This window comes from Dyella sp., from assembly GCF_035685805.1.
GTDB lineage: Bacteria > Pseudomonadota > Gammaproteobacteria > Xanthomonadales > Rhodanobacteraceae > Dyella_A.
In genome coordinates this window covers 77,196-97,827 of the sequence record NZ_DASSAB010000043.1, presented here as the reverse complement: position 1 = coordinate 97,827, position 20,632 = coordinate 77,196, and the positions used below count along the sequence as shown (strand labels likewise).

At 70.0% G+C, this 20,632-nt stretch carries 20 protein-coding genes; 8 read left to right on the top strand and 12 right to left on the bottom strand.

Features of this window, described 5'->3' with window-relative positions; genetic code table 11:
- The first annotated feature begins 69 nt into the window (after positions 1-69).
- The 7 genes from VFG40_RS12730 (at position 70) to VFG40_RS12700 (ending at position 4,839) form a co-directional block, all read left to right on the top strand.
- A complete protein-coding gene (locus VFG40_RS12730; RefSeq protein WP_324898025.1) occupies positions 70-1,305 on the top strand; it encodes a DUF3182 family protein in 1,236 nt (411 codons plus the stop codon).
- Complete coding sequence (locus VFG40_RS12725) at positions 1,289-2,260, top strand: alpha/beta hydrolase family protein (protein ID WP_324898023.1); 972 nt, start codon at positions 1,289-1,291, stop codon at positions 2,258-2,260. Before VFG40_RS12730 ends, VFG40_RS12725 begins: the two co-directional genes overlap by 17 nt.
- Positions 2,257-2,523, top strand: a complete 267-nt coding sequence (locus VFG40_RS12720; RefSeq protein ID WP_324898021.1) for a hypothetical protein — start codon at positions 2,257-2,259, stop codon at positions 2,521-2,523. Before VFG40_RS12725 ends, VFG40_RS12720 begins: the two co-directional genes overlap by 4 nt.
- Positions 2,520-2,705, top strand: coding sequence for a hypothetical protein (locus tag VFG40_RS12715; protein WP_324898019.1), 186 nt, complete (start codon positions 2,520-2,522; stop codon positions 2,703-2,705). Before VFG40_RS12720 ends, VFG40_RS12715 begins: the two co-directional genes overlap by 4 nt.
- 63 nt (positions 2,706-2,768) lie before the next feature.
- On the top strand, positions 2,769-3,314 hold the full coding sequence (locus VFG40_RS12710) for a cysteine hydrolase family protein (protein ID WP_324898017.1): 546 nt from the start codon (positions 2,769-2,771) through the stop codon (positions 3,312-3,314).
- Between the two features lie 116 nt (positions 3,315-3,430).
- Positions 3,431-3,916, top strand: coding sequence for a DUF421 domain-containing protein (locus VFG40_RS12705; protein WP_324898015.1), 486 nt, complete (start codon positions 3,431-3,433; stop codon positions 3,914-3,916).
- Positions 3,917-3,999: 83 nt separating this feature from the next.
- Positions 4,000-4,839 carry a DUF4396 domain-containing protein gene (locus VFG40_RS12700; protein WP_324898013.1) on the top strand — a complete coding sequence of 280 codons (840 nt, stop codon included), beginning with the start codon at positions 4,000-4,002 and terminating at the stop codon, positions 4,837-4,839.
- Positions 4,840-4,880: 41 nt separating this feature from the next.
- Here VFG40_RS12700 and VFG40_RS12695 read toward each other — a convergent pair whose 3' ends face one another.
- The 8 genes from VFG40_RS12695 to VFG40_RS12660 all read right to left on the bottom strand — a co-directional run bounded on the left by VFG40_RS12695 (position 4,881) and on the right by VFG40_RS12660 (position 14,607).
- Complete coding sequence (locus tag VFG40_RS12695) at positions 4,881-5,957, bottom strand: DUF4142 domain-containing protein (RefSeq protein WP_324898011.1); 1,077 nt, start codon at positions 5,955-5,957, stop codon at positions 4,881-4,883.
- A gap of 221 nt (positions 5,958-6,178) precedes the next feature.
- Positions 6,179-6,985: a methyltransferase domain-containing protein gene (locus VFG40_RS12690; RefSeq protein WP_324898009.1), complete on the bottom strand. Its 807-nt coding sequence runs from the start codon at positions 6,983-6,985 to the stop codon at positions 6,179-6,181.
- Complete coding sequence (locus VFG40_RS12685) at positions 6,982-8,088, bottom strand: CgeB family protein (protein WP_324898007.1); 1,107 nt, start codon at positions 8,086-8,088, stop codon at positions 6,982-6,984. The genes VFG40_RS12690 and VFG40_RS12685 overlap by 4 nt, the downstream gene beginning before the upstream one ends.
- 11 nt (positions 8,089-8,099) lie before the next feature.
- Positions 8,100-9,200 carry a CgeB family protein gene (locus VFG40_RS12680; RefSeq protein WP_324898005.1) on the bottom strand — a complete coding sequence of 367 codons (1,101 nt, stop codon included), beginning with the start codon at positions 9,198-9,200 and terminating at the stop codon, positions 8,100-8,102.
- Complete coding sequence (locus tag VFG40_RS12675) at positions 9,197-10,324, bottom strand: CgeB family protein (protein ID WP_324898003.1); 1,128 nt, start codon at positions 10,322-10,324, stop codon at positions 9,197-9,199. Before VFG40_RS12675 ends, VFG40_RS12680 begins: the two co-directional genes overlap by 4 nt.
- Positions 10,312-11,406, bottom strand: a complete 1,095-nt coding sequence (locus tag VFG40_RS12670; protein WP_324898001.1) for a glycosyltransferase family 4 protein — start codon at positions 11,404-11,406, stop codon at positions 10,312-10,314. Before VFG40_RS12670 ends, VFG40_RS12675 begins: the two co-directional genes overlap by 13 nt.
- A 2-nt stretch (positions 11,407-11,408) precedes the next feature.
- Entirely contained in the window at positions 11,409-13,451 is a 2,043-nt protein-coding gene (locus VFG40_RS12665; protein WP_324897999.1) for an SDR family NAD(P)-dependent oxidoreductase, read from the bottom strand.
- Between the two features lie 40 nt (positions 13,452-13,491).
- Positions 13,492-14,607: an SDR family NAD(P)-dependent oxidoreductase gene (locus VFG40_RS12660; RefSeq protein ID WP_324897997.1), complete on the bottom strand. Its 1,116-nt coding sequence runs from the start codon at positions 14,605-14,607 to the stop codon at positions 13,492-13,494.
- Positions 14,608-14,980: 373 nt separating this feature from the next.
- Between VFG40_RS12660 and VFG40_RS12655 the strand changes: the two genes are divergently transcribed.
- A complete protein-coding gene (locus VFG40_RS12655; RefSeq protein ID WP_324897995.1) occupies positions 14,981-16,015 on the top strand; it encodes a UDP-glucuronic acid decarboxylase family protein in 1,035 nt (344 codons plus the stop codon).
- A 222-nt stretch (positions 16,016-16,237) separates the two neighbouring features.
- Here the strand turns inward: VFG40_RS12655 and VFG40_RS12650 are convergent, their stop codons facing one another.
- The 4 genes from VFG40_RS12650 to VFG40_RS12635 all read right to left on the bottom strand — a co-directional run bounded on the left by VFG40_RS12650 (position 16,238) and on the right by VFG40_RS12635 (position 20,582).
- Positions 16,238-17,278: a Gfo/Idh/MocA family protein gene (locus tag VFG40_RS12650; RefSeq protein WP_324897993.1), complete on the bottom strand. Its 1,041-nt coding sequence runs from the start codon at positions 17,276-17,278 to the stop codon at positions 16,238-16,240.
- Positions 17,275-18,264: an MDR/zinc-dependent alcohol dehydrogenase-like family protein gene (locus VFG40_RS12645; RefSeq protein WP_324897991.1), complete on the bottom strand. Its 990-nt coding sequence runs from the start codon at positions 18,262-18,264 to the stop codon at positions 17,275-17,277. Before VFG40_RS12645 ends, VFG40_RS12650 begins: the two co-directional genes overlap by 4 nt.
- Positions 18,265-18,531: 267 nt before the next feature.
- Entirely contained in the window at positions 18,532-19,260 is a 729-nt protein-coding gene (locus tag VFG40_RS12640) for a hypothetical protein (protein ID WP_324897989.1), read from the bottom strand.
- Positions 19,257-20,582: a sigma-54-dependent transcriptional regulator gene (locus tag VFG40_RS12635; RefSeq protein ID WP_324897987.1), complete on the bottom strand. Its 1,326-nt coding sequence runs from the start codon at positions 20,580-20,582 to the stop codon at positions 19,257-19,259. The genes VFG40_RS12640 and VFG40_RS12635 overlap by 4 nt, the downstream gene beginning before the upstream one ends.
- Between the last annotated feature and the right edge of the window lie 50 nt (positions 20,583-20,632).

The window sequence follows — 20,632 nt, the reverse complement described above, 5'->3', positions numbered from 1 at the left end:
CCGATCATCCACGCCGGTCGCCCGATCCTGCCTCACGACGGGCGCTGGCCGCCCACGCACGGTGCCGCCATGTCCCTTGATCCCTCCCTGCGCCGTCGTTCGATGGTGTCGGCCGGCCGCTTTTTCGACCACCGCGTGGCGGCGCAGGCCAGCGATCCGGTCACCCGTGCCGCCATCGCGGATCGGCGCGCGAGCGCTCCGAATGGCCGCCTGCTGTACCTGGGCGACCCGACCGATGCCCCCGATGACCACCGCCGCGTGACGCACCAGCGGCTGGCCGAGCGCATTGCCGGCATGTGCGGCATGGAGGCGGTGGACGAGCGGACCACCGCTGCACAGTGGCAGGGCCCGATGCCGTACCTGGTGCCGTACGACACGCTCGATCCGGCCGCTGCCGGACGCTGGCAATTGAACACGGTGGAACAGTTCTTCGGCGGGGTGGTGCCGCATCGCTTCGTCGCCACCAAGGCGGTGGTGCACCGGCGGGTCAGCGCGGACGCACCGGTGCCCGAAGGGTGGTCGGACCGCTTCGCGTCCGCGGTGAAGGATCTGGTATTGCCCGGCTACAGCGCCTTCGACTCGCGTCATGCCGTGGCGGCCGCGCGCCAGCTGCTGCGGCGCAGCGGCCCGGTGCGGGTGAAGGCGGCCAGCGGCTGCGGCGGCCGCGGACAGTCGGTGCTGCGTTCCAGCGAGGAGCTCGCCCGCTGCGCGATGCTGTTCGACCACACCGCCCTGCGCACGCACGGCGTGGTGCTGGAGCCGGAGCTGGACGAGGCCCGCACGGTGAGCATTGGCCAGGTGCACCTGGGCGGAATCCGCGTGAGCTACTGCGGCGTGCAGCGCAGCGTCACCCTGGCCAGCGGCGAGCAGGCCTACGCCGGCTCCGACCTCTACTGCGTGCGCGGCGGCCTGGACGTGCTGCGTTCGCTGCCGCTGCCGGGGCAGACCCGGCTGGCGCTGGAACAGGCGCGGCACTTTCATCTGGCGGTGCTGGCGCATTTTCCCGGCACGCTGATCTCGCGCGCCAACTACGACGTGATCCAGGGCCGTGATGCGCGCGGCCAGCTGCGTTCGGGCGTGCTCGAGCAGTCGTGGCGCATCGGTGGCGCCAGCGGCGCGGAGATCGAGGCGGCGCGGCTGTTGCTGGAGAACCCGCGCCGCCGCTGCGTGGCGGCGCGCACGGTGGAGCGCTACGACGACCGTCGCGCGCCCGCCGACGCATGGGTGCTGTATCGCCAGCCCGATGCCGTCGACACCCCTAGGCTGAAGTTCGTGCAGGTGCTGGGCGATGTCCCTGGCTGGTGAAACCGTCCATGTCGCCGTGCGCGACAGCGAGCTGGCGGGCACGCTGGTGGTACCACCGGCCCGCCGTCCGGGTGCCCTGCTGGTGCATGGCTGGGGAGGCAACAAGGAGCAGTACCTGCGGGTGGCGCACGAGATGGCCGCGCTGGGCTGCATCTGCCTCACCTTCGACCTGACCGGGCACGACGCCGCCCGCTCGCGCCGCAGCGAAGTGACCCGCGGGGAAAACCTCGACGACGTCACCGCGGCGTTCGACTTCCTTGCCGCGCATCCGCACGTGGACGAGAACGCCATCGCGGTGGTCGGCAGCAGCTACGGCGGCTACCTCGCTGCACTGCTGACCGAGCGACGGCACTTCCCATGGCTCGCCCTGCGCGCGCCAGCGCTCTACCGCGACAGCGAGTGGGAATTGCCCAAGCAGGAGCTGGCGCAGCGCCAGGATCTGGCCAACTATCGGCGACGGGTGATCGCCCCGGCGGACAATCGGGCGCTGCGCGCATGCAGCCGGTTCCACGGCGACGCGCTGATCGTGGAGTCCGAGCGCGACACGATCGTGCCGCGCCCTACCCTCACCAGCTACCGGCGCGCACTGCAGATCACCCACTCCACCTGCTACCGGGTGATCGCCCAGGCCACCCACGCCCTGTCGGACGAGGAAAGCCGCGACGCCTACGTGCGGATCCTGATCGGCTGGATGAAGGACCGCCTGATCCACGGCAGCGCGCTGGCGCGGCACGCGCCGCACGGGAGCATCGAGGAGCCTGCGCTGGAGCCTGCCCGCGCCGGCGCGATCGCCGCGCCCGTCTGCATGGAACATGCGGTCGCCGGGGCCGCCGGCGCGCCGGGCCGCGCCGGCGAGCGCCCGCCCGTTGAAGAGCCTGCTGACGATCGCTGCTCCACGCCTGCACGCGCGGCCGTGGATGCTGCACGCGCCCGCAGACGCCCGGCCCGATCATGATCGCCTCCCGCAACCGCATGCTGCGCCAGCTCGACGACGTCGCCGTGCGCCTGCTGCAGCGACACCACGACACGGCGGCGTTCGAGCGCGCATGGCGGGTGGCGACGCGGCGACTGCTGCGCGCCCTTCCCAGCGGCGAGCGTGGCTGGCTGCTCGAGCGCTCGCGCTCCACATTGGCCATCCACGGCGTGGGCGACGGCCACTCGAGCGTGCGTGCGCCGACAACCTTGCCACCACCTTGGCACGAAGGAGACAACGCATGACGGTAACGCTCGCACTCGCGCACTTGGTGCGGCAGGGCTACCGCGCCTGGTTGCACGCACGCGAACTGGAGGGCAGCCCGGAGACGGTCAGCTGCTTCGCCGAGCTGATGACCGACGGCGATCGCCGCACCTACGAAGGCCTGCGCCGCGAGGAAGTTGAGCAGGTGCTGGGCGATGAATGACGGCGCTGTCGCGGGTGAACTGACGGCGCCGCGACCGACCGGCCATGGGCAGCCTGCTGCCGCATGAGGCGCAAGCGGCCGCGCCGGGGCGACGCGCTGCTGATCATCGACATGATCAGCCGGTTTGCGTTCGACGACGGCGAGCGCATGCGCGATGCCGCCGCCACGCTGGTGCCCACCCTGCGCACGCTGCGCGCGCAGTGCCATCGCGCCGGTGTGCCGGTGCTCTACGTCAACGACAACTTCGGCCGCTGGAACACCGACCTGCAGGCGCTGGTGCGCTGGGCCGCGGCGCGCGGCAGCCGGGGCCGCGCCATCGCGACCGCGCTGAAGCCGGCGGCGCAGGATTACTTCGTGCTGAAACCGCGCCACTCGGTGTTCTACCAGACACCGCTGCCCTCGCTGATGGACATGCTCGACGTGCGACGGCTGATCCTCACCGGCATCGCCGCAGACTCCTGCGTGCTCAGCTCGGCCACCGAAGCGCATACGCGCGGCGTGGCGCTGTGGGTGCCCGCCAACGCGGTGGCTGCGCTGACGAGCGAACGCACCGAGCGCACGCTGGCCTACGTGCGCGAATCGCTGCGCTCGGAAACTGCGCCAGTGTGACGTGCCGCCACCGGCCGGCGCATTCCGCGTGACGCCGAGCCGCCAGCACGCCGCAGTGCCGGCCGACAGGGCTGGCGCATGTCCGTTTTTCGATGCCGACAGACGCAGGAGCCGCCATGAACCATCTATTCGACATGAGCATGCCCTGGTGGGCATTCGCGCTGCGCGCCATCGCTGTGTATGCCGTGCTGATGGTCTACCTGCGCCTGGCGGACAAGCGCACGCTGGGCGAGATGGCCACGTTCGACATCGTGGTGCTGGTGGTGCTCTCCAGCTCGGTGCGCACCGCGATCATGGGCGACGACACCTCGTTCGTGGCGCCGCTGATCGCGGTGGCGGCAATCCTGCTGGTGGACAAGCTGCTGGCGTCGGCGCGCGTGCGCTGGCCGTGGCTGGACCGCCTGCTGGAATCGCGGCCTTCGGTGATCGCGCGCGACGGGCGGCGCGACAACTCGGCACTGCGCCGGCACGACATTTCCCGGAGCCTGTTCGAACGCGAGCTGCGTCTGGCCGGGATGGAAAACGAGGGCGACGTGGTGATCGCGCGACTGGAGGGCAACGGCAAGATCAGCTGGATCCGGCGCAAGGCGCCGCGCAAGTAGCGCGCTCCCGCCGTGCTGCACGCCGCGCCGCTGGAGGTGCCGCTGCGCCGCCGGCTTGACCGTGACTCGACGGGGCGGGCGGCATGCTGTGGTTTTTCCGGGAGAAAACCATGCCGGGCTGGCTCACGACACTGTCCTACGTGTCGCTCACGGTCGCCGTGCTCTGTGCGCTGTGGATCGCGATCGACATCCTGCGAGGCCACCGCCAGCCGATGGCGATCATGCACGTGGTGTGGCCGGTTACCGCGCTGTACGCCGGGCCGCTGGGATTGTGGGCCTACTGGCGGTGGGGCCGCCCTCGCGCGACATCCGCAGGCGGCGGACATGCGTCAGGCAAGTCTTCGGGTGACGACGCGGGAGATGGCGGCAGCAAGCACGCGCAGAAGAGCACCACGGGCGGCGGATCGTCCGGCAAATCCTCGTCGGCCAAGTCTTCGTCGGACAAGTCATCGTCGGACAAATCATCGGGCAAACAGCAGCTGAGCGTGCAGAGCGTGGCGCTGGCGGCCACCCATTGCGGCAGTGGATGCACGCTCGGCGACCTGTGCGCCGAGTCACTGCTGATCCTGTTCCCCTTCACCTGGTTCGGCAGCGAGCTGCTGACCGGCTGGACGCTGGACTACATGGCCGCCTTCGTCATCGGCATCGCGTTCCAGTACTTCACCATCAAGCCGATGACCGACCAGGCGCCGGGCCAGGCGCTGGTGTCGTCGCTGAAGGCCGATTCGCTCTCGCTGACGGCCTGGCAGGTGGGCATGTATGGATGGATGGCGATCGCCACATTCGTGCTGTTCGATCACCGGCTGGAAAAGACCGGGCCGGTGTTCTGGTTCATGATGCAGATTGCCATGCTGTGCGGCTTCCTCACCGCCTGTCCGGTTAACGCGTGGCTGATCCGGCGCGGCATCAAGGAGAAGATGTAAGCCTGCCCTGATCCGCGCCGAAACATGCTGTGGCGGCGCGATCAGCGCGTGGACGACGAACTCGACGGCACCGACGTACCGGCCGGCACGCCGCCGGTGGTGGGGTCGCCGCTGGTGGCGTCGGTGGTGCCTGTCGTGCTGCCGGCCTGGGTGCCGCGGCCATAGCGGCTGTCGGTCGGCTGCGCGGTGCGGGTGCCACCGTTGATGCCGCCGTTGACGCTGGTGTCCGACCCTGGCGTACCGCTGCCGGCGTCCATGGCGCTGCCGCCGTTGACGCCGGTACGCGTGCCGGTGGAGGTGTCGTTGTAGACGCCGCCGGTGGTGCCGCGATCCATGCTGCTGTCAGTGCTGCTGTCAGTGCTGTGGTTCATGCCGCTGTTCATCCCGTTGTCGCTGGATGACCCGGCCGCGTTGCCGCTGCGGGAACTGTCCATGGTGTCGTGGCCCATGGTGTCTTGGTCCATGCCGCCCTGGTTCATGCCGTTGTCGTTGCCGTGCTCCATGCCCGCACCGGTGCTGCCCTGGTCGTGCTGCATGCCGTTGCTGTGATCGCTACCGCTGCGGCCGCCCGGGAGCTGCCAGGCGTTCTGCAGATGCCTCTGCAACGTAGGCAGCGTGCCGCGCGCGTATGACTGGATGGCCGGATCGCGACCCTCGCGCAGCTCCTTCTGGTACAGGTCGATCGCCTTCTGATGGTCCTGCACCATGCGCTGGGCGAACGCCTTGTCGAAGCCCTGCCCTTGCATGGCACGAAACTCCTGTGCGGTACGGCCCTGCTCCGGTTCCGGTGGCGACATCTGCAGGTGGTTCGCTTGCGCGATCGACTGCAGCTTCTGGTTGGCGGCGCTGTGGTCGTGGACCATCTGCTGTCCGTACTGACGCACGGCCGAGCTGTTGCCCTTGTCCTGCGCGATCTTGCCCAGCGCGATCTCCTTTGCGTTGCCCTCGGATGCCTTGCGCACGAACGTGCTGTCGGCCGAGGAAGGAGTGGCGGTCGACGTGGCCTGCGGCTGACTGCGGCCCGGCGGCGACGGCGCGTCGGTGGGGGTGTTGACCTGGGCCTGCGCGCCCCCGGCGAGGGCGGACAGGATGAGGAACGGTGCAAGAGCTCTTTTCATGGGGGATCTCCTTCGGGAGTGGAATAGTGGACGGGACTGCCGGACCGGCGATGCAGTCGCCTCCTGCGTGCGACCGCCAACGCGCCGAGGCTCCGCACCGGCGTCGATGCCGAGCCCGATCAGTCTCCCGGCGGCCGTGGGAAGCGGGCGAAGCGAATCGGTCAACGGACTCATCGATAGCGCGCCGCATCGCAGCGCGCGGTCAGGCAGCCGCGACGCGCTCAGCCCCCGCGCTGCAGATGGGCGAGCACGCCCTCGAGTGCGGCCTCGCTGGCGGTTGCTGTCGCGGCATTGCGCCGACACACGCAGGTGTCCGGCTCGGGCCGCGCCACCACCTCGAACCCCGCCGAGCGCACCATCGCCTCCAGCGCGCCGGGGTTGGGCAGCCACCAGTTGGTGGGGTCGCCGGCGAGCTCCCCTTCCACGAAGGCCATCTTCGGCCAGTGGTCGTTCTGCATCTCGTCGCGGCCCAGGTAGCCCACGTCGCGCGGCGCGGGCAGCGCGTCGTCCGGCCCGGGCATGCACAGGCTCTGGAACAGCAACAGGTCGTCGCAGGCACCCGCCGCCAGGTCCAGTCCCAGCAACGGATAACGCAGGTGGTAGAACACCCCCAGGAACAGCACCACGTCGAAGCGTTCGCGCCGCCCGGCGAGGTCGTAGACGTCGCCCTGGCGCAGCGTGACCTGCGAGGACAGGCCGAACTGGCGCACCACCCACTCGGCCTGCGCCAGATAGTGCGGGTCGTGGTCCATCGCCACCACCTGCGCGCCGCGCTGTGCCATCTGCAGGCTGTAGTAGCCGGCGTTGCAGCCGATGTCGAGCACGCGCAGGCCGCGCATGTCCGCCGCCAGCAACGGTGCCAGCCCGGCCCACTTGAACGCGGGGAAATCGCCCAGCGGATGGTCCGGCGCGGTCTGGCTGCCATCGGGCAGGTGGATGTTGTGGAACCACGGGCCCAGCGCCCGGATGTGCTGCGCCAGCGGCCCGGACTCGCTGCCGTGCGACTGCAACGTGCGCAGTGTGTTCATGCGGCTGCCCCCGCGCCGGTGGCGGCGCCGCGGCGCGCCGGCCGTTGCACCGCCTGTTCCAGCAGCATCACCAATTCGCCCGCGCGATGGGCGGCGGTGTGTTCGGCCAGCACCCGCTCGCGGGCGCGGGCGCCGATCGCCTTGCGCTGCGCCTCGCCCAACTCGCGCAGGTAGCCGAGCACCTGGCCGGCGTCGTCCGCAAGCAGGATCTCCTCGTCGGGCGTGAACAGTTCCTCGAGCCCCTGCCAGCGATCGGAGATGATCGGCACGCCGCACGCGGCGGCCTCGAACAGCCGCACGCTGGGCGACCAGCCGGCGCGGATCATGTCGTCGCGGGTGACGTTGAGGGTGAAGCGCTGGCGGTTGTAGAACGCGCGGTGCTCGCCCGGCGGCACGTGCTCGCGACGTTCCACGTTGCCCGGCCACGCGATCTCCGGCGGATACATCGGGCCGGCCACCACGAACCGTCCGTCGCGCCACTGCGTGGCCGGCTGCAGCAGCAGCGAATCCACCCGCGGCTGGCGATCGGGACTGTAGGTGCCGAGGTAGCCCAGGTCCCACTGCGGCGCCTGCGGCTCCGGGGCGTACAAGCCCGGATCGAAGGCGCAGTAAAGCGCCCGCGCGCAGGGCGAACCGAACTCCCGCTCCAGCCGCGCCAGCGTGGGGCCGCCGGTGAAGGACAGGTACAGCGCGTAGCCCGGAATCAGCTCGGGCGACAGGTACTCGTGGTCGCCGCGGTCGAGCTTGCCCAGCGTCACCGGGGTGTCGATGTCGTAGAACGCGGTGCGCCCGCGCGCCTGCGCCTGCACCCACTCGCCCACCGCCACGCCGTCGGGGACGTACGAGCCGACGATCACCGCGTCGGCCTGCGCCACCAGCGAGCCGAAGCGCGTGCGCAGCTCGTCCAGGTCGCGGTAGAGAAAGGTGCGTCCGTACGGCGGCTGCGGCATGTCGCGGTGCGCGGCATACCAGGGCACGTCGCGCTCGAGGAAGGTGACGCGGTGGCCCAGCGCATCGAGCTCGCGCACCAGGCCGCGGAAGGTGGTGGCGTGGCCGTTGCCCCACGAGGAGGTGATCGACAGGCCCAGGATGACGATGTCCATGCCCGCGCGCCTCATGCTGCCGCCACCGTGCGGGCGCGGGCCGGGTTGCGGCCATCCAGCAGGCTGTCCAGCTGGGCGGCGCGGTGAGCGTACGTGTGCTCCGCGATGACCCGGCGCAACGCGGCCTGGCCGATCGCACGCGCCCGCTCCGGGCTCAGCGCCTCCAGGTGCGCCGCCACCTCGTCGCCATCGCGCGCCACCAGCACCTCGCGACCGGGCTCGAGGAACAGCTCCACGCCGCGCCAGTGATCGGTGATCAGGCAGGCTCCGGCGCCGGCCGCCTCGAACACGCGCGTGGCCGGCGAGTAGCCGTAGCGCGCCATCGATTCGCGGCTGATGTTGAGCACCGCGCGCGGCGTGCAGTTGAAGGCGTTGTGGTCACGCGTGTAGACGTGCCCCACGTAGTCCACGTTGTCCGGCCGCTCGCGGTCGTCCCAGCCGCTGCCGCCGAGCAGGAAGCGCTGCTGCGGCGCCGCCGCGGCAGCGTGGAAGAAGAACGCGTCCACCCGTGCCTCGCGATCGGGCAGCCGGTTGCCGAGAAAGCCGAGGTCGGCCTGGAACCGCGGATCGACCGGCACCGGAAAGTGCGTCTGCGTGTCGAGCGCGTTGTAGATCGGCACGCACTGGCGTGCGCCGAGCGCGAGATAGCCGTCCACCACCGGGCGGCCGCCGCCGTAGGTGCAGACCAGGTCGAACCGCGGCACGCGCTGGCGGAACGGGTGGTTCGGGTCCTGCGCCATCTCGTCCAGCGTGGCCGGCGCATCGACGTCCCAGAACAGCACCAGGTTGTCCGGCCGCTTCAGCGCCAGCACGCCCTCCTCCAGCGCCTCGTCGAAGATGCCCACGCCACTGGTCTTGATGATCACGTCGGCACCGGCGGCGTCGGCCAGGGCGCGCTCCATTTCCTGCGGGCCGTCGACGCCGTAGACCACGTCGCGCGCCCAGTCCGGATCGGGCATGTCGCGATGCTGCTGGCGTCCGTAGGCGTCCGGTTCGTAGAAGGTGATCTGGTGGCCGCGTGCGTGCAGGTTGCGGATCAGGCCGCGGTAATAGGTGGCCGCGCCGTTCCAGTAGGCGGAGACCAGGCTGGATCCGAAAAAGGCGAACTTCATGCGTACTCCCTTGCGCGCGTCGCGGGCGCGATCTCTTGGTGGATGGCGAGCAGCTGGTCGACCCGGTGGGCGCAGGTATGCCGCGCACGCACGGTGGCCAGCCCGTGCGCGGCCACTTCGCTGGCCAGCGCCGGGTCGTTGAGCAACTGGTAGAGGTGGCGGCGCATTTCCTCGCCGTCGTGCGCCACCAGGAAATCCTCGCCCGGGGTAAACAGCCCCTCGCTGTCCGACCACGGCGCGCTGACCAGGGGAATCCCGCAGGCCAGCGCCTCGAACGGACGGATGGTGGGAATGCCCGGCAGCATCTGCACGTACGGGCCGCGCGGCACGTGCACGGTGACGCGGTGGCGGGCGAACACCGACGGCACCGCGAAATTGGCCACCCAGCCGCGATAGTCCAGGCCCGCGGCGGCGACCGCCTCGCGCGCCGTGTCCGGGTAGCGCACGCCGTGCACGGTGCCGGACAGCTGCAGCTCGCGCACCGGATCGAGCAGGAACTCCTGCAGCTCGCGGGTGCGCTCGCCGTCGCCCCAGTTGCCGATCCACACCAGGTCGTGCTGGCGGCCCTGCGCCGGGTGCGGATAAAACACGTGCGTGTCGGCTGCCTCGTGCCAGGTCCACGCGCGTTCGGTCCAGCCCTCGCGCAGGTACAGCGCGCGGATCACTTCGCCGAAGGCGAGCACGCCGTCGTAGTGCGTGAGGTCGTAGCGCGCCATCGCCTCGCGCTCGCTCACCGCGCGGTGGTGGGTGTCGTGAAACAGCAGCCGCATGTGCGGATTGCAGCGGCGGTATCTGCCGATCATCCGCACCAGCGCGTGGTCGTTCCACTCGTGCACCAGCACCAGGTCGGCACCCTCGAGCCAGACTTCCAGGCAGGCCTCCAGCGTGTCCGGATCGGGCGGATAGACGTGGCTGGTGAGACCGGGGTAAGCGCGGTGGAAATCCTCCACCGGCCCCACGCCCTGGTCGGCGAGCAGGTTCTGCACGCTCCACGCGCCGGCCGGCTCGTACACGTCGACCCGATGTCCGCGGCGCAGCAGCTCGCTGACCACGCCGCGGAGGAAGTGCGCGTTGCCGTGATTCCAGTCCGACAACAGCGAGTGGTAGAACATCACGATGCGCATGGCGTGGGCTCCCATCGGCCCAGCAGGCCGGCGTAGGTATCGAGGTAGTCGCGGGTCATGCGTTGGGCGCTGTAGCGGGTGGCGCGCTCGCTGGCCTGGCGCGCGCGCCGGGCGCGCAGGCCCTCGTCGCTGATCAGCGCGGCCACCGTGTCGCGCATGGCGGCGGCATCGTCGGCCGGCGCGAATTCGGCGGCGCCGTCCCACAGTTCGCGCAGCGAGGCGATGTCGCTGAGCACCAGCGCGCAGCCGGCGCAGGCGGCCTCCAGCGCCGACAGGCCGAAGGGTTCGTAACGCGCCGGCAGCACATAGATCGATGCTTCACCAAATGCGTCGGCCATTGCAGCGGGGTCGAGCACACCCAGCGGCTGCATGCCCTCCAGCGGATCGTCCTCGCCCGCCTCGCACCCGCCGTCGGGCCGACGCAGCTCGCCCGCCACGCGCACCGGCCACGGCACGGTGAGTGCGGTGTAGCGCAGCATGCGGATGTTCTTGGCCTCGTCCCACAGGCGACCGGCGGCCAGCACGAACGGCTGCTTCTCGCGCGGCGGGAAGGCCCGCGCGTCACGCCCGTTGTGGATCACCTTTGCCTGGCTGAGCGGCCCGTACAGGCGGCGTACGTCCGCCAGCATCGCGGCGCTGGGCGCGATCACCAGGTCGGCAGTGAGCAGGCCGCGGGTGACGTGCTCGCAATAGTCCTGCCACTCGGCACCGGCCGGCTCGCCCTTGACGTGCTCGAACCACGACAGCACGCACGAATGAGCCACCACCAGGCATGGCACCGGCCACAGCAGGTGGCCGTGGCCGTAATGGTTCAGGTGCACCACGTCCGGCTGCCAATCGCGGGCCAGGCCGAGCAGCCACTCGCCCGCGGCGCGCTGCGCCGGCAGCGCGCCGGGCATCCACTCCAGCGGGTAATCGCCGCAGGCCAGGGTGAGGCCGGTGATGGCCTGCGCCTGGCGCCGCTGGTGCTCGCCCGGTGCGGGACCGAGCACCGCCAGCAACACCTCGACCCCCTCCGCGGACAACCCCGCGGCCAGCTCCATGGCATAGCTCCAGACGCCACCCACGGCATCCGCGCTCATCATCACTCGCCGTACGCGCACAGCGCTTCCAGCGTGAGCTCGCGCGCCGCGGCAGTCGATGACGCCCCTGCGCGATGCTCGCGCAGCCAGCGGTAGAGGTCGGCCACGCCTGCCTTGGCGGAGATGCTCGCGCGCCATCCGGTGGCCGCGGCGAAGCGGCGTGCGTCGGACACGTAGTAGCGCTGGTCGCCCGGACGCCAGTCGGCAAACTCCACCGGCGGCCGCTTGCCGGTCAACTCGGCGATCCAGTCCAGCAGCTGCAGCAGGCTGATCGTGTTGGCGGGCCCGCCGCCGAGGTTGTACGCGCGCCCGGCCAGCTCGTCGGCGCGGTCGGCGGCGGTGAGATAGGCGTCGACCACGTCGTTGACGTGCAGGATGTCGCGCACCTGCATGCCGTCGCCATACAGCATGATCGTTTCGCCGCGCAGCGCCTTGAGCAGGAAGTGCGCGACCCAGCCCTGGTCCTCGGTGCCGAACTGGTGCGGGCCGTAGATGCAGCTCATGCGGAACACCACCGCCGGCACCCCCATGCAGCGCGCGTAGTCGACCACGTACTGGTCGGCGCCGCCCTTGGAGCAGCCGTAGGGGCTATGGAAATCCAGCGGGCGCTGTTCGCTCACCCCGTGCGCCAGGTAGTGCTTGTCCACCGGCTGGTAGCGATCGCCGGCGACTTCCAGCGCGATGTCCTCCAGTCCGCCGTAGACCTTGTTGGTGGAGGCGAACACCACCGGCGGTGGCTTGCGCTGGGCACGGGCGGCCTCCAGCACGTGCAGCGTGCCGGCCAGGTTGACCTGGAAGTCGGTCAGCGGATCGTCCAGGCTGGTGGTCACGGCGACCTGCCCGGCCAGGTGGAAGATCCGCTCGGCGCCATCGATTGCCTCGCGCACGGCGTGGCGATCGCGGATGTCGCAGGGGCTGAACTCCAGCGTGCCACCGACCCGCTCCTGATGCTGGCGCAGCCACTGCAGGTTCTGCTCTACGCCCGGTCGCGACAGGTTGTCGACCACGCGTACGCGGCGTCCCTGCTCCAGCAGCCGGGCGGCGATATTGCAACCGATGAACCCGGCGCCGCCGGTGACAACGCTAACCGGGCCGGGCGCGCGCGGCGTGGCCCAGCTCGCCGCCTCGCGCAGGCTCGCCACGCCCTGCTCGGACCACAGCCGGTAGGCCAGCTTGGGCCGGCCACGCTCGTCCTGGATGCCGAAGTGGTAGTCGCGCTCGTCGTTGTGGAAACCCGCCTGCGAGGCGTGGTGGTACGGCAGGTCGCGCAGCGACAGCCAGTACACGCGCTGCACCGGTAGCTCCATCGTCTCGGCGGCCAGACGCACCTGCTCGAACTCGTCGTGGCGCCAGGTGGAGTAACCGGTTTCAGTCAGCCACACCTCGGCCGGATGATTGTTGGCGCGCAGCAGCTCGATGACCCGATCGATGCGTTGCGCCAGCGTGTCGCCCGGCGCGTCGTAGCTGCCGGGAAAGCCGTGCACGCCGACCACGTCGATGTACGGCATCAGCCCGTTGTCGAACATGGTCTGCAGCCAGCCCGGATCGATCGGCGCCATGCCGCCGAGCACGGTCTTCTTGCCGCGCTGGCGCGCCCAGTAGGCGGCGTCGCCGACCATCGCGCAGAACTTGGTCCAGCTGCGGTCGAGCGCGTAGTTCCACTCGATCAGGTTGTTCGGCTCGTTCCACAGCTCCACGTAGTCGAAATACTGCCCGTAGCGGGTGATGCACACGTCGATGAAGTCGGCGTAGCGGCGCGTCTCGCGCGGCGGCGCCGCGGTGCTCGGCTCCTCGCCCAGCGACGGCGGCGTGTAGAGGAAACACGGCAGCAGCTCGAAGTGCTCGCCCAGCGCGGGAAACAGCCAGTCGTACCAGGCCTCGCCACCGGGCGCGTGGAAGTCGGCCCAGGACACCCCGAAGCGCAACTGCTGCACGCCGAGCCGGCGCAGGTCGTCGATCACCGCGATGGCGGTATCGCGCTCGCCCAGGTGGAACCACTCCAGCACGCCCAGCGCGCTGGCCTGCGGATGCGGCTTGCGATTCATGGCGTGTGCTCCTTGCAGCTGACGCGGGCGACGGCGCACATCACAGCGTGAGCCCCCGGCGATCGAGTTCGCGGGTGGCTTCGGTGGTCTGGTCGACCGCCGCCGCGGTGGGCAGCCAGTCGGCCAGTTCCGCCAGCCCCTCCTCCAACGACACCTGCGGCGCGTAGCCGAGCACCTTGCGCGCGTGGCCGATGTCGGCGACGCAGTGGCGGATGTCGCCGACGCGGTAGCGACCGGTCACCTCCGGCGCCATGTCGATCTCCAGCGACTGCCCCACGCGCTCGGCGATTTCGGCCACAGTGTAGGCATGGCCGCTGCCGACGTTGAACACGTCGCCGGCGGCAGCCGGGGTGTCGTAGGCAAGCCGGCAGGCGCGTGCCACGTCGTGCACGCTGACGAAGTCGCGCTGCTGCTGGCCATCCTCGAAGATCGACGGCGCCCGCTCGTTGAGCAGGCGCGAAGCGAAGATCGCCAGCACGCCGGTATAGGGGTTGGACAGCGCCTGCCGCGGCCCGTAGACGTTGAAGAAGCGCATCGCCGTGGTGGGGATGCCGTAGGCCTCGCCCACCATCAGGCACAGGCGCTCCTGGTCGTACTTGGACAGCGCGTATACGGAGGAGAGATCCGGCAGCTTGCTCTCGTCCGTGGGGATCGGCTGCAGCGCCCGCCCGTGGGCGTCGCGCAGCTCCCACTCGGCGCGCTTGAGCTGCTCGCGGCTGCGACGCCGCCCCTGCACCGTCTGGCCGTCGTCGCCGCGGTACAGGCCTTCGCCGTAGATGCTCATGCTGGAGGCCACCACCAGGCGCTTCACCGGGCGCTCAGCCAGCGCCTCCAGCAGCACGGCGGTGCCCAGGTTGTTGACCGAGGTGTAGTCGGCGATCTGGTACATGCTCTGGCCCACGCCGACCGAGGCGGCCAGGTGATATACCCCGTCCACGCCCTCGAGCGCGCGCTGCACCGCGTCGGGATCACGCACGTCACCGCGCATCAACTCTACCGACGACGACAGGTAATCGGGACGCTGCTGCTTGATGCCGTGCACCTGTGGCGAGAGGTTGTCGAGCACGCGTACGTGGTGCCCCTCCGCCAGCAACTGGTCGGCCAGATGCGAGCCGATGAAGCCGGCGCCGCCGGTGATGAGGATGACCTGACTCATGGATGCTCCATGCCGTGGTGAATGCCGATTGGGGGAAACGCGGATGGCGTAGACGAGCGGCTGAAAGCTCGTCAGCACGGGGCCTGCGGCCTCGGCGGCTGCGAGCCTCACCCAGCCGGCGTCAACCACTCGTGCAACCAGACGCGGCCGTAACTTCGTTCGACGATACGTCGTAAACGGACGTCCATACGGCCATCGACAAACGGGCGCTTCCACGCGTGATGCAGTTTGTGCACGTGTCTGCTTACCCGCACTTCACCCACTTGCCATGCGCGGCTGCGCATCCTGCCGCTGCACCGTCGACGCGCCCTCCGCCGCCGTTACGCGTCGCACCGTCACTGTCGTTTCGACATTCCCGCCCAAGGATTCCTTCATGGCCAACGCAGGCGCTATTTCATTGACGCGTTCCAAAAAATCCCTTTCGGTCCTGGTCGCGGGGGCGGCCGGGTTCGTGGGATCGCACCTGGTCGACCGCCTGCTCAAGGACGGCCATCGCGTGATCGGCGTGGACAACTTCATCACCGGGCGGCCGCAGAACCTGGCGCATCTGCATGGCCATCCACGGTTCCAGTTCATCGAGCACGATCTGGTCAAGCCGCTCACGCCGCCGCGTCGGATCGACTGGGTGATGCACCTGGCCAGCCCAGCTTCGCCACCGAAGTACCAGCAGTGGCCCATCGAGACGATGCAGGTGAACAGCTTCGGCACCCATCACCTGCTCGACCTGGCGCGCCGGCAGGGCGCGACGTTCCTGCTGGCCAGCACCAGCGAGGTTTATGGCGATCCGCTGCTCCATCCGCAGCGCGAGGAGCATTGGGGGCACTGCAACCCGAATGGCCCGCGCAGCATGTACGACGAAGGTAAGCGCTACGCCGAGGCGGCGGTGATGACCTACCACCGGCACTTCGGCCTGCCGGTGCGGATCGTGCGCATCTTCAACACGTATGGCCCGCGAATGGATCCGCGCGACGGCCGCATCGTCACCAACTTCATCCATCAGGCGCTCGCCGACGAGCCGCTGACGGTGTTCGGCGACGGCAGCCAGACGCGCAGCCTGCAGTACGTGTCCGACCTGGTCGAAGGGCTGGTGCGCTTCATGGGCGTGGACGAAACCGGGCCCGTGAACCTGGGCAATCCGGTCGAGCGCACGGTGCGGGAGCTGGCCGAACTGGTGATCTCGCTGACGGGCAGCCGCTCCACGTTGGCCTTCCATCCGCTGCCGGAGAACGATCCGCGGCGACGCAGGCCGGACATCAGCCTGGCGCGCCGGCTGCTGGGGTGGACACCGGAAGTGTCGGTGGAAGACGGACTTGCCCTCACCATCGAAGCCGCGCGGCATGCACTGGAGGAACTGCCGGCGCATCCCTCCGAGCGCGCCCTCGCCGCATCGGGCGACGTGGCCGTGTAAGCAGGCTCGCACGCTCCGAGCCCGCGCTCCGAGCCGCCGCGCGTGGGTCCAGGCTTTTCGCCATGGCCGGCGTCGCGGTCATCCACGTGCTTGAGCGAGCACGTTGGCCACGAGCGCGCCAAGCACCGGCACGGGCGCGGGACGCGGGGAGCCCACTCCCCACGCTCGTAGCCTTGATGCAAGCGATCACCCGGCCGCGGGCGCGGCCGGGTGAGGTTTTGGTTAGACGTTGGCGAATGGGCGCACGCCGCCGGCCAGCGCAGCATCTTCATAGATGCGATCGAGCACGTCGGCCACCTGCACCAGTGCGGACACGTCCGGATCATGTGCCGGCGAACCCCGCAGCTGCCGCGCCCATGCCACCAGCGCGCGACCGCCCCACGGATCCGGCGGCGTGGCCAGCGTGTCATGCCCGTTCTTGCCGAAGCGCTCGATGACGAAGTCGTAGAACGACCCGTCCACGTTGCGCAGCGCGATCGAGCCCTCGGTGCCGAAAATGCGCAGCCCGATCTCGGCATCGGCGCCCAGCGGCAGGTTCCACGAGCAGGCCACGTCCATGGCGACGCCGCCGGCGAGGTCGAGATGGGCGCTGGCGTAATCCTCCACCGCCTCCGGGCGTTTCGCCAGCGGCTCGCCGCCGGTGAAACAGCGCCCGTGCACGCCCTCGACAACAGGGAAATCCAGCAGCCACAGGCCGAGGTCGATCAGGTGCACGCCGAGGTCGATCAGGCAGCCACCGCCGGCCAGCTCACGCTGGTAGAACCAGGCCTTGTCCGGGCCGTAGGCGTTGTGGAACGTGGACTGCACTGCGTAGACGCGACCGAGCGCGCCCTGCTTGAGCAGCGCGCGCACGGCCTCCATGCCGGCCAGATGGCGATAGCTCAGGTCCACGCCCAGCAGCCGGTTCGACGCGGCGGCGGCGGCGACCACCGCGGCGACCTCCTCGCCGTTGCGGCCCAGCGGCTTCTGGCAGAACACCGGCACGCCGCACTGCAGTGCACGCATCGACTGGCTGGCGTGCGCGGCGCTGGGCGTGGCGATCACCACGCCGTCCAGGTCACGCTCGAGCAGGCCCTGCAGGTCGGCGCATGATTCGGCCCCCGGCGCGATCGCCAGCGCCTCGGCGAGACAGCCCGGATCCGGCTCGGCGATCGCCGCCACCGTCGCCAGGCCGCTGTCCAGCACCGCCTGCATGCGATGGCGGCCGATCCAGCCGGTGCCGAGGAACCCCAGGCGCAGCGGCGGCTTGGTGTCCTTGCTCATGCGTGCACCTCGCCGGTCAGCACGACCGCCTTGGTGAATCCGTCGGGTCGATCGACCACCGCCTGCAAGGCCTCGCCGATCCGTTCCAGCGGAAAGCGGTGGGTGATCAGCGGCGCCAGCTTCAGCCGTCCGTCGGCTACCGCCTCGACCGCCTCGCGCATGCCGCGCACCGAGACGCGCGGGTCGCGTTCGTGCGCATTGATGACGTCGATGCCGCGCCAGTTCCACAGCTGCACATTGACCGAACGCAGCCCGTCCTGGTGAAAGCCGGCGATGACCAGTCGCCCGCCGACGCCGGTGAGTTCGCCGGCCAGGTCCAGCGGCCACGGCTTGCCGGTGGCCTCCACCACGCGCTCGCAGAATGCGCCGTCGGTGAGCGCGCTGACGGCGTAGATGATGCGTTGGTGATCATCCATGGTGATCGTCTCGGCGGCGCCGCAGGCGCGCGCCAGCGCCAGTGACGACTCCGAACGGGAGACGCCGATGACCTTTGCGCCGGCGGCGCTGGCGAGCTGGATGATCGCCGCGCCCAGGAAGCCGACGCCGACCACCGCCACCGTCTGCCCCGCGCCGATGTCGGCGCGACGGAAAATGTTCATGGCACAACCCAGCGCCTCGCCCGGAAACGGCTGGCCGTCCAGCATCGCCGGCAGTTTCACCACCTGCTCCGCTTCGGCCACGTCGTAGTCGGCGTATGCCTTGAACGACAGCGCCGCCACCCGGTCGCCCCGCGCGATGCCGGTCACGTCCGAGCCCACCGCGTCGACCACGCCCCAGCCCTCGTGCCCGAGGTCGCCCGGCGGCATCGGGTAACTGAACCACTCGCGGCCCTCGAAGGCGGGAATGTTGGAGGCGCACAGCCCGCTCCCCTGCAGTCGCACCCGAACCTGTCCGGGGCCCGGTTCGGGCACGGACACCTGGGCGAGATCGAAGCGGCCCGGTTCCATCAGCACCGCGGCCCGCATCCCGGGGGAGTTTGTCGACATCGTTGTTCCTCTTCAGCAGCCAAAGATGCCCGTGATAACGGCCGCCCGGCGAAAAGAAGATGAAGAAAACGATGCCGCCGGATCCACATGCCGGCGTGGGAACGCACGTTTCGCCCGCGCCGACGCGCACGGTGCCCGGCGCGTGTTGCCCAGCCGGCAACAGGGACGTCGCCGCGCGAAGGGCGAACGAGATCTCGCTGGAGGAATACGACGGCGCCACCGACGCTAGTGCGCGCCACGTGCGCGCCGATCGGCGTACCGGCTCCGTCAGAGACGGCGGCGTTGCAGCGAGCGGATCACCTGCGCGCATCGCTGCGCCTGGCGGCTGATCTCGTCGAACAGGCCATTGATGCGCTTGAGCTCGGGCTGGTCGGTGAGCAGGCTGCCGAGATCCGCATGCATGGTGATCACGCCCAGCGAATTGTTGATGCGGTGCCTGGCCTCCAGGTCGCCCGGATCACATCCTGCGCCATCCCCGGACGCGGGCGCCGGTGCCTCGCCCTGGCGTGCCTGCACGGCGATTGCCATCCAGTCGAAGAACGCGCGCGCCAGCGGCGCCACCGGCTGCGGCGCCTCGGCGAAGAACAGCATCAGCAGCGAGAACCCGGCGCCCTGCGGTACCGGCACCTCGTGCACCAGGCAGCACGGCGAGCCGACGCGAGTGCCGTCGCCGGCGGGCAGGATGTCCATCCACAGATGGCTACCGCGGTCGGTCTGCGCGGCCCACGCCTGCACCACGCGCTCCACCGGCGCGGCCGCGGCCGAGGCGTCGTCGGTGCCAACCGGGTGCCGCGCCAGCACCTCGACGCTGTGGTCGGCGTGATCGAACTTGGCGGCCACACCCACCCGTGCGGCCATCGCCATGGTGGCGTGCGGCAACAAGGCCGCCGCGGTGTCTTCCACGCCCTGCGCCGCCAGCACGCAGGCGCCCGCGCTGGCCATCAGATCGATTACATGCTCGGTGGTGCGGCTGCCGCCGCGTTCGCTGCCGGTCACAAGCGGTCCCGGTAGCGCTCGAGCTTGTTGTAGATCGTCTTCACGCTGATACCCAACTCCTGTGCCGCGAGTGTCTTGTTGTCGTCGTGCTTGGCCAGCGTGCGAAGGATCGCCCGCCGCTCGATCTGTTCCAGCGTCCCGGCCATCGCATCCTCCTCGAGGCTGGCGCCGTGGCGCATCTCCATCACGTCGCGTGCCTCGATCGTTTCGTGCCCGCACAGGATGCAGGCGCGACGGATGGCGTGCTTCAGCTCGCGCACGTTGCCGGGCCACTCCCGACCCTGCAGCACGGCCACGGCGCCGTCGGTCAGGCGCCGCGCAGTGCCGTGTGCGGCGTTGAATGCATCCACGAAGGATTGCGCCAGCGTCGCGATATCGCCCGGCCGTTCGGCCAGCGTCGGCATCTGCACCGGGAACTGGGCCAGCCGGTAGTAGAGATCCGGCCGCAGGTGGCCACGCTCCATGGCGCGCTGCGGATCGACGTTGCAGGCCGCCACGATGCGCACCTCGGTTTGCCGCGCGAGCGTCGAACCCAGCGGGGTGACGGTGCGGCTCTCCAGCACGCGCAGCAGGTAGGGCTGCAGCTCCACCGGCATCTCGGTGATCTCGTCCAGGAAAAGGGTGCCACCGGCCGCTTGCTCGAAGTAGCCGCGGTGATCGCGAATGGCACCGGTGAAGCTGCCCCGCACGTGGCCGAAAAGATGGCTGCCGAGCAACTCCGCGCTGCTGGCCCCGCAGTTCACCGCCACGAACGCGCCGGTGCGGCCGCTGAGCTGGTGCAGCGCGCGCGCCGCCAGCTCCTTGCCGGTGCCGCTGGCACCGGTGAGCAGCACCGCATCTTCGTACGGTGCGATCCGCGACAAAGCGGCGCGCACTTCGCGCATGCGCCGGCTGCCACCCAGCAACAGGCCGCGCGCGTCATTGCCCACATGCCTCAGCCAGCGCGCCCGTGCGTGTTCGCCCGCGCGCAGGAACAGATCGTCCAGCCGATGCTGGCGCAGCGGCTTGACCATGTAATCCATGATCGGAAACTGCTGCGCGCGATGAGCGGTTTCCGCGCTCGGATCGCCGGTGAGCACGATCAGTCGCGACAGCGATTCCGGCGGTACCCGCTCGATCAGGTCCAGACCGCAGCCGTCCGGCAGGCCCAGGTCGAGCAGGATGAGATCCGGCGGGTTGTGGCCGGAGAAGAACGGCGCCGCGCGCTGCAACGTGGGCGCAACTTCCATATCGCACCCACGCGCCTTGGCATAGGACGTCAGCGAGCGCGCGAACGCCACATCGTCATCGACCAGCAAGACTGCCGGGGAGCAAGCAGACATCGACCATCACTCCACGCCGCGGACCTGCGGCGATATGTATCACCGGATCG

Bases quoted from the DNA above. Each gene is read 5' to 3' on its own strand.
- VFG40_RS12665 (WP_324897999.1), bottom strand. From the start codon at position 13,451: ATGAATCGCAAGCCGCATCCGCAGGCCAGCGCGCTGGGCGTGCTGGAG.
- VFG40_RS12675 (WP_324898003.1), bottom strand. From the start codon at position 10,324: ATGCGCATCGTGATGTTCTACCACTCGCTGTTGTCGGACTGGAATCAC.
- VFG40_RS12700 (WP_324898013.1), top strand. From the start codon at position 4,000: ATGCTGTGGTTTTTCCGGGAGAAAACCATGCCGGGCTGGCTCACGACA.
- VFG40_RS12670 (WP_324898001.1), bottom strand. From the start codon at position 11,406: ATGAGCGCGGATGCCGTGGGTGGCGTCTGGAGCTATGCCATGGAGCTG.
- VFG40_RS12635 (WP_324897987.1), bottom strand. From the start codon at position 20,582: ATGTCTGCTTGCTCCCCGGCAGTCTTGCTGGTCGATGACGATGTGGCG.
- VFG40_RS12690 (WP_324898009.1), bottom strand. From the start codon at position 6,985: ATGAACACACTGCGCACGTTGCAGTCGCACGGCAGCGAGTCCGGGCCG.
- VFG40_RS12660 (WP_324897997.1), bottom strand. From the start codon at position 14,607: ATGAGTCAGGTCATCCTCATCACCGGCGGCGCCGGCTTCATCGGCTCG.
- VFG40_RS12650 (WP_324897993.1), bottom strand. From the start codon at position 17,278: ATGAGCAAGGACACCAAGCCGCCGCTGCGCCTGGGGTTCCTCGGCACC.
- VFG40_RS12680 (WP_324898005.1), bottom strand. From the start codon at position 9,200: ATGAAGTTCGCCTTTTTCGGATCCAGCCTGGTCTCCGCCTACTGGAAC.
- VFG40_RS12730 (WP_324898025.1), top strand. From the start codon at position 70: ATGTCCCTTGATCCCTCCCTGCGCCGTCGTTCGATGGTGTCGGCCGGC.
- VFG40_RS12695 (WP_324898011.1), bottom strand. From the start codon at position 5,957: ATGAAAAGAGCTCTTGCACCGTTCCTCATCCTGTCCGCCCTCGCCGGG.
- VFG40_RS12705 (WP_324898015.1), top strand. From the start codon at position 3,431: ATGAACCATCTATTCGACATGAGCATGCCCTGGTGGGCATTCGCGCTG.
- VFG40_RS12720 (WP_324898021.1), top strand. From the start codon at position 2,257: ATGATCGCCTCCCGCAACCGCATGCTGCGCCAGCTCGACGACGTCGCC.
- VFG40_RS12645 (WP_324897991.1), bottom strand. From the start codon at position 18,264: ATGTCGACAAACTCCCCCGGGATGCGGGCCGCGGTGCTGATGGAACCG.
- VFG40_RS12655 (WP_324897995.1), top strand. From the start codon at position 14,981: ATGGCCAACGCAGGCGCTATTTCATTGACGCGTTCCAAAAAATCCCTT.
- VFG40_RS12715 (WP_324898019.1), top strand. From the start codon at position 2,520: ATGACGGTAACGCTCGCACTCGCGCACTTGGTGCGGCAGGGCTACCGC.
- VFG40_RS12710 (WP_324898017.1), top strand. From the start codon at position 2,769: ATGAGGCGCAAGCGGCCGCGCCGGGGCGACGCGCTGCTGATCATCGAC.
- VFG40_RS12685 (WP_324898007.1), bottom strand. From the start codon at position 8,088: ATGGACATCGTCATCCTGGGCCTGTCGATCACCTCCTCGTGGGGCAAC.
- VFG40_RS12725 (WP_324898023.1), top strand. From the start codon at position 1,289: ATGTCCCTGGCTGGTGAAACCGTCCATGTCGCCGTGCGCGACAGCGAG.